Origin of the sequence: Streptosporangium sp. DT93 (assembly GCF_049844535.1) — a bacterium.
In the GTDB taxonomy this organism is placed as follows: Bacteria; Actinomycetota; Actinomycetes; order Streptosporangiales; family Streptosporangiaceae; genus Streptosporangium.
Genome location: NZ_JBNCLF010000088.1, coordinates 1 through 351, shown reverse-complemented (window position 1 = coordinate 351; position 351 = coordinate 1). Strand labels below are relative to the sequence as shown.

At 61.3% G+C, this 351-nt stretch carries 1 rRNA gene; it reads left to right on the top strand.

Annotated elements, in window-relative coordinates:
• Positions 1-64, top strand: a 16S ribosomal RNA gene (locus ACLQ2R_RS39605); the annotation flags it as partial.
• Positions 65-351: the final 287 nt, after the last annotated feature.

The window sequence follows — 351 nt, the reverse complement described above, 5'->3', positions numbered from 1 at the left end:
GGCGATTGGGACGAAGTCGTAACAAGGTAGCCGTACCGGAAGGTGCGGCTGGATCACCTCCTTTCTAAGGAGCACCGACTCTACCTCCTCGGCCCTGGTGGTCGAAGGTAGAGTCCACGTCACGGTCAGGGACGCCTGTTTCCTGCGTGACACGCTCATTAGTGGAGCACTGGCTACTCGGTTCGGCGATCTTCGCTGACCGATCAGTACCGCCTGGTCGTCCTTCACGGGGTGATCGGGAGTGGGAACGTCGTGTCAGGGGGGTGGCTGGAGCGAACACACTGTTGGGTCCTGAGGAAACGGACATCAGAGCGGGCCCGCTGAGGCGGGCTTGCTGTCTGTTTGACCCTC